Source organism: Streptomyces palmae, assembly GCF_004684805.1.
GTDB classification, from domain to species: Bacteria; Actinomycetota; Actinomycetes; order Streptomycetales; family Streptomycetaceae; genus Streptomyces; species Streptomyces palmae.
Genome location: NZ_SRID01000372.1, coordinates 1 through 6,696 on the forward strand (window position 1 = coordinate 1; position 6,696 = coordinate 6,696).

The window sequence follows — 6,696 nt, forward strand, 5'->3', positions numbered from 1 at the left end:
GCGTACGCACCCTGACCCGCACCACCCCACACCCCCGCCGCCGAGGAGAACAGCACGAAGGCGTCCAACTCGTCGCAACGGGTCAGCTCGTCCAACGCCACCGCCCCGAAGACCTTGGCGCCCAGCGCGGCGGTCAGCTCCTCGGCGCCCAGCTCGGCCAGCGGTCCCTGGCAGGCCAGGCCGGCCGCGTGCACCACGGTACGCAGCGGCGTGTCCTGGGCCCGTACCTCGGCGAGCAGCCGGGCGAGGGCTTCCCGGTCGGTGAGGTCGCAGGCGGCCAGGGTCACCCGGGCTCCCGACTTCTCCAGCTCCGCGCGGAGTTCGGCGGCGCCGGGGGCCTCCTCGCCGCGCCGGCCGACCAGGACCAGGTGCTCGGCGCCCGCGGCGGCGAGCCGGCGTGCCAGATGGCCGCCGAGCGCGCCGGTGCCGCCGGTGATCAGCGCGGTGCCCCGGGCGCGCCAGGGCGGCGGGGACTGGAGGGTGGTCTCGGCCAGGTGGTCCAGGCGGCGTACGAAGACACCCAGCGGGCGGATGGCGATCTGGTCCTCGTCGCCGTCCGCGACCAGCGCCGCGGTGAGCGCGGTGAGCGCCCGCGCGTCCGGGCCGTCCGCGGGCAGGTCGATCAGGCCGCCCCAGCTCCGCGGCCGCTCCAGTCCGACGACCCGGCCCATGCCCCACAGCGCGGCGCCGCTCGCACCGGCCAGCTCCTCGCCGGTCACCGATACCGCTCCGCGGGTGACGCACCACAGGGGGGCGTGGACACCGGCGTCGTCCAGCGCCTGGACGAGCGTCATCAGCAGGGTCAGGGCCGGGACCGGGGCGGTGGCGTCACCGGAGTGCCCGGGAAGGCAGAGCACCCCGGCCGGCTCGCCCCGCTCGGTGATCTCGCGGATCCGTTCGGCCAGCTCCGAACGGTGCGCCGCCCGGTGGTCCACCTCCAGCGGGACCACCTCGGCGCCGCCCTCGGCCAGGGCCCGGGACAGCGCCTCGGGCAGTTCGCGGCCCGGGGACTTCGCGGGGGTGACCAGCAGCCACCGGCCGGTGGGCCGCGCGGTTCCCGTGGCGCCCGACCACGGCTCCCAGGTCACCTCGTAGCGCCAGGCGTCCACCGCGGCGGCCGTGCGCTGCCGGGCGCGCCAGGAGGTCAGCGCCGGGACCAGGGTGTCCAGCGGGGCGTCCGCGGGCAGGTCGAGCGCGGCTGCCAGCCCTTCGGCGCCCGCCGTCTCCACGACCTCCCAGAGCCTGGCGTCCACCGGGTCGCGCCCTGCCGCGGTGCCCTGCGACGCCGCGTCGGGCAGGGCGGTGCCCATGTCGGGGTCGAGCCAGTAGCGTTCGCGCTGGAAGGCGTAGGTGGGCAGGTCGACCCGGGGTGGCGCACCGGTGCCGTCCCCGCCGCCGGTGAGCATGCCGGCCCAGTCCACGTGCACGCCCCGGACGAAGGCCCGGGACAGCGACTCGGCCAGCCGGTCCGGGCCGCCCTGTTCGCGGCGGAGGGTCTCCAGCACCAGGCCGGGGGCGCCCAGTTCCTCCAGGATCTCGCTGACCGGGACCACCAGGCCGGGGTGCGGGCTGCACTCCACGAAGACCGTGTGCCCGTCCGCGACCGCCGCCCGGACCGCCTCCTGGAAGTGCACCGTCTGCCGCAGCCCGGCGTACCAGTAGCCGCCGGACATCACGGTGGTGTCGGACAGCGCCTGCCCGGTGACGGTGGAGTAGACGGGTACCCGGCCGGGTCGCGGGTCCACCTCGGCCAGCAGCGGCTCGACCGCCTCCCGCATGGCCTCGATCCGCGCGGAGTGCGAGGCGTAGTCCACCGGGATCCAGCGCACCCGGACCCCGTCCTCCTGGCAGGCGGCCACCACGGTGCGCAGCGCCTCGATCTCGCCGGTGAGGACCACGCTCCGCGGTCCGTTCACGGCGGCGATCGCCACCGAGGGGCGGGCTCCGGCGGCGTCGACGGCGGCGGTGGCGTCGGCCGCGGACAGTGCCACCGAGACCATTCCGCCGCCCGTGGGCAGCTCCCGCATCGCCCGGCTGCGCCGCACCACCACCCGTACCGCGTCCTCCAGCGACAGCACCCCGGCGATGTGCGCGGCGGCGATCTCGCCCTGCGAGTGCCCGATCACCGCCGCCGGCCGCACCCCGCACGACTCCCACCAGCGGGCCAGGCCCACCATCACCGCGAAGAGCACCGGCTGCACCACATCGGCCCGCTCCAGCGCCGCCGCGTCGGGATCGCGCAGCACCTCCGGCAGCGACCAGTCCACCAGCGGGTCCATCACCGCCGCGCACTCGGCCACCGCCTGGGCGAAAGGCGGGCAGCTCGCCAGCAGCCCGGCCGCCATCCCCGCCCACTGGGTGCCCTGGCCGGGGAAGACGAACACCGGGGAGGGCAGATCGCGGGCCGCGCCGCTGACCGGGGCGCCCGGCCCGTCCTCGGCCAGCGCGGTGAGTCCGTCCGCCAGTTCGCGGGCGTCCCGGCCCCAGACCACCGCGCGGTGCTCCAGTACCGCCCGCCCGGAGGCCAGTGACCAGCCCGCCCGGGTCGGCTCCGGGTCGGGGTGCTCGCGGGCCCACTCCGCCAGCCGTGCCGCCTGCGCCCGCAGTGCCGCGCCGGTACGTCCCGACACCACCCAGGGCACCAGTTGGCCCAGGCCGGTGTACGGCGGGGTGGCGGCCGACTCGGCCGGCAGGTCCTGGGGGGCGGGCTGCTCCACGATGACATGGGCGTTGGTACCGCTGATGCCGAAGGAGGAGACCGCGGCCCGGCGCGGGCGCGCCGTCCGCGGCCAGAGCCGCTGCTCGCGGAGGAGTTCGACCCGCCCGGTGCTCCAGTCCACGTGGGGTGAGGGCCGGTCCGCGTGGAGGGTGGCGGGCAGCACGCCGTGCCGCATCGCCATCACCATCTTGATCAGGCCCGCGACGCCGGCGGCGCCCTGGGTGTGCCCGATGTTGGACTTCACCGAGCCCAGCCACAGCGGCCGGTCCGCCTCCCGGTCCTGCCCGTAGGTGGCCAGCAGGGCCTGCGCCTCGATGGGATCGCCCAGGGTGGTGCCTGTGCCGTGGGCCTCCACGACGTCCACGTCGCCGGTGGTGAGTCCGGCGGAGGCCAGGGCCTGGCGGATGACCCGTTCCTGGGAGGGGCCGTTGGGGGCGGTCAGCCCGTTGCTGGCGCCGTCCTGGTTGACCGCGCTGCCGCGCACCACCGCCAGCACCGGATGGCCGTTGCGCCGGGCGTCGGACAGCCGCTCCACCAGCAGTACGCCGACGCCCTCGCCCCAGCCCACGCCGTCGGCCGCCGCGGAGAAGGCCTTGCACCGGCCGTCCGGGGCGAGGCCGCGCTGCCGGGAGAACTCCACGAAGACACTGGGCGCGGACATCACCGTGACGCCCCCGGCCAGGGCCAGGTCGCACTCGCCGGTGCGCAGGGCGTGGCAGGCCCAGTGCAGGGCCACCAGCGAGGAGGAGCAGGCGGTGTCGACCGTGACGGCGGGCCCTTCCAGGCCCAGGGTGTAGGCCACCCGGCCGGAGGCCACGCCCAGGGAGCTGCCGTTGCCGACGTAGGCCTCCAGTTCGCCGGCCACCTTGCTGACCCGGCCGGCGGCGTAGTCCGCGTACATCAGGCCGGCGAAGACGCCGGTGTCGGTGCCGCGCAGCGAGACCGGGTCGATCCCGGCGCGCTCGATGGCCTCCCAGGAGGTCTCCAGCAGCAGCCGCTGCTGCGGGTCCATGGCCAGCGCCTCGCGCGGGGAGATGCCGAACAGTTCGGCGTCGAAGTGGCCGATGTCGCGGAGGAAGGACCCGTGCCGGGCGTAGCTGCGCCCGAAGCTCTCCGGATCGGGGTCGTAGAGCCCGGCCAGGTCCCATCCCCGGTCGGTCGGGAAGGGGGAGGTCATGTCGGTGCCGTCGGCCACGCACCGCCACAGGTCCTCGGGGGTCTCGATGCCGCCGGGGAAGCGGCAGCTCATGGCCACGATCGCCAGGGGTTCCGCGGAGATGGCGCGGCGGCGGACCGCGGTGCCGCGGATCGGGGTGCGCAGGATCTCGGAGCGCAGATGGCGGGCGAGCGCCGCGGCGTTGGGGTGGTCGAAGAGCACGGTGGCCGGCAGCCGCAGCCCGGTGGTGGTGTTCAGCCCGTTGCGCATCTCCAGGGCGGTGAGGGAGTCGAAGCCCAGCTCGGTGAAGGCCCGGTCGGCGCCGATGGCGCCGCTGTCGGGGTGCCCCAGGACCATCGCGGCCTGGCCGCGGACCAACTCGGTGAGCAGCCGCAGCTGCTCCGCCTCGGGCCGGCCCGCCAGCCGCTGGGCCAGCCTCCGGGACTCGTCGCTGCGCGCGGCCCGCCGCCGCGCCGGGATCAGCCCGCGCAGGATCGCCGGCAGGTCCTCGTCGAGTCGGCGCAGCGCGGCCAGGTCCAGCCGCACCGGGGCCAGCAGTGCCTGGTCCTGGGCGAGGGCGGCGTCGAAGAGCGCCAGGCCCTGGTCCGCGGAGAGCGGCAGTACGCCGCTGCGCTGGATGCGGCCGCGGTCGGTGTCGCTGAACTCCTCACGCATCAGGCCGCTCTGCTCGGCCCACAGGCCCCAGGCGAGGGAGTGGGCGGGCAGTCCGGCGGCGCGCCGGTTCTGCGCCAGGGCGTCGAGGAAGGCGTTGCCCGCGGCGTAGTTGCCCTGTCCCAGGCTGCCGATGAGGCCGGCGACGGAGGAGAACAGGACGAAGGCGGACAGCGCGGCGTCCCGGGTCAGTTCGTGCAGGTGGAGCGCGGCGTCCACCTTGGGCCGCAGCACCCGCTCCACCCGCTCCGGGGTGAGTGCCGAGATCACCCCGTCGTCCACCACGCCTGCGGTGTGCACCACGGCGGTCAGCGGGCGGTCGGCGGGGATGGCGGCCAGGGTCGCGGCCAGCGCCGGGCGGTCGGCGGTGTCGCAGGCCTCGATCCGGACCTGGGCGCCCAGCGCGGTGAGTTCCTCGGCCAGCGCCCTGGCCCCGGGGGCGTCGGCGCCGCGCCGGCTGGTCAGCAGCAGGTGCCGCACCCCGTGCCCGGTCACCAGATGGCGGGCGAGCAACGCGCCCAGTGCCCCGGTGCCGCCGGTGACCAGTACGGTTCCCTCGGTGGCGAAGACCGGCGGCGCGGTCCGCGCCTCGGGGGCGCGGAGCAGGCGCGGCACGTGGACCGTGCCGTGGCGCAGGGCGAGCTGGGGGGCGTCCTCGGCCAGCGCGCCCGGCAGTGCGGCGGTCGACTCCGGCTGCCCGTCGGTGTCGACCAGCAGCAGCCGGCCCGGGTTCTCCGACTGCGCCGACCGGACCAGGCCGCCCACGGCGGCCGCGGCCGGGTCCGCCACCCGCTCCTCGGGCCCGGTGGCCACCGCCCCGCGGGTGACCAGCACCAGGCGAGCGGAGCCGAACCGCTGCTCGCCCAGCCAGCTCTGGACGGTCAGCAGGGCCCGGTTGACCGCGGCGTGCACCTCGGCCGCGTCCGGCTCCGCTCCCTGGCCGCCGGCCCATGGCATGAGCACGGTCCGGGGTACGGCCCCGCCCGCCTCGACCGCGGTCAGCAGGGCGTCCAGGTCGTCGTGGCGGGGCAGTTCGCCGAAGCCCGCGGTGTCCTCCGGGGAGCCGACCACGGCCCAGCGCTCCGGGTCGGGCGCCGCCCGCTCGCCGGGCGACTGGGGCAGCGGCACCCACCGCAGCCCGTACAGCGGCTCGGGCCGGCCCCCGGTCGAGGCGCGCAGTTGCTCCGCGGAGACGGGCCGCACACTGAGCGAGCGCACCTCGGCCACCGGTCGGCCGGCCTCGTCCGCCAGGCTGAGGGTGACCGCGTCCTGGCCGGTGCGGACCAGCCGGACGCGGACCCGCGCGGCGCCCTGGGTGGCCAGGCGCACCTCGCGCCAGGAGAAGGGGAGCGCCACCGGGCCGGAGGCCGGGTCGGACAGGTCGGCGAAGGCGCCCAGTCCCAGTAGGTGCTGGCAGCCGTCCAGCAGTGCCGGGTGGATGCCGAACCCGGCGGCCGTGTAGGCGATCTGCTCGGGGAGGGCGACTTCCGCGAAGGTCTCCGGGCCGCGCCGCCAGGCCGCCCGCACGCCGTGGAAGGCGGGGCCGTAGACGATGCCGGTGCGAGCCATCCAGTCGTAGAAGCCCTCGGTGCCGACCGGTTCGGCGCCTTCGGGGGGCCAGACGGTGAGGTCCGGTGCCGGGTGGGGGTCGGGTGCCGGTACGGCGGCGGTGACGGTGCCGCCGGCGTGCCGGGTCCAGGGCTGGTCGGGGTCGCCGCCGTCGGGCCGGGAGTGCACGCTGATCGCGCGGCGGCCCTCGTCCTCCGCCTCGATGCGGAGCTGGATCTGCACCCCGCCCTTATCGGGGAAGGCGAGCGGGGTCTCCAGGGAGAGTTCCTCGACCGTGCCGCAGCCGAGGCGGTGTCCGGCATGGAGGGCGAGTTCCAGGAAGGCGGTCCCGGGCAGCAGCACACTGTCCAGCACCACATGGTCCGCCAGCCACGGATGCGTGTCCAAGGACAACCGCCCGGTGAACACCCAGCCATGCCCGTCCGCCAACGCCACCGCCGCACCCAGCAGCGGATGCTCCGCCGGTGTCTGCCCCAACCCCGCCGGATCACCCGACCACGCGTCGGACTCCAACCAGAACCGCCGCCGCTGGAACGCGTACGTCGGCAACTCCACCCACCGCCGCGCACCCCCGCTCCCC

General features: G+C 76.4%; 2 protein-coding genes and 1 pseudogene. 1 reads left to right on the plus strand and 2 read right to left on the minus strand.

The annotated features are described in order from the left end of the window. Together E4099_RS35280 and E4099_RS35285 are read right to left on the minus strand one after the other, a co-directional pair. Positions 1–3,968: type I polyketide synthase (locus tag E4099_RS35280; RefSeq protein ID WP_425348276.1), on the minus strand; the 3,968-nt coding region annotated here is incomplete at its 3' end. Positions 3,969–4,112: 144 nt separating this feature from the next. Next, a pseudogene (locus tag E4099_RS35285) lies at positions 4,113–6,551 on the minus strand (type I polyketide synthase); the annotation flags it as partial. Here E4099_RS35285 and E4099_RS34555 point away from each other — a divergent pair. Further along, positions 6,517–6,696: hypothetical protein (locus tag E4099_RS34555; RefSeq protein WP_245245200.1), on the plus strand; the 180-nt coding region annotated here is incomplete at its 3' end. The pseudogene E4099_RS35285 and the gene E4099_RS34555 sit on opposite strands and share 35 nt — an antisense overlap.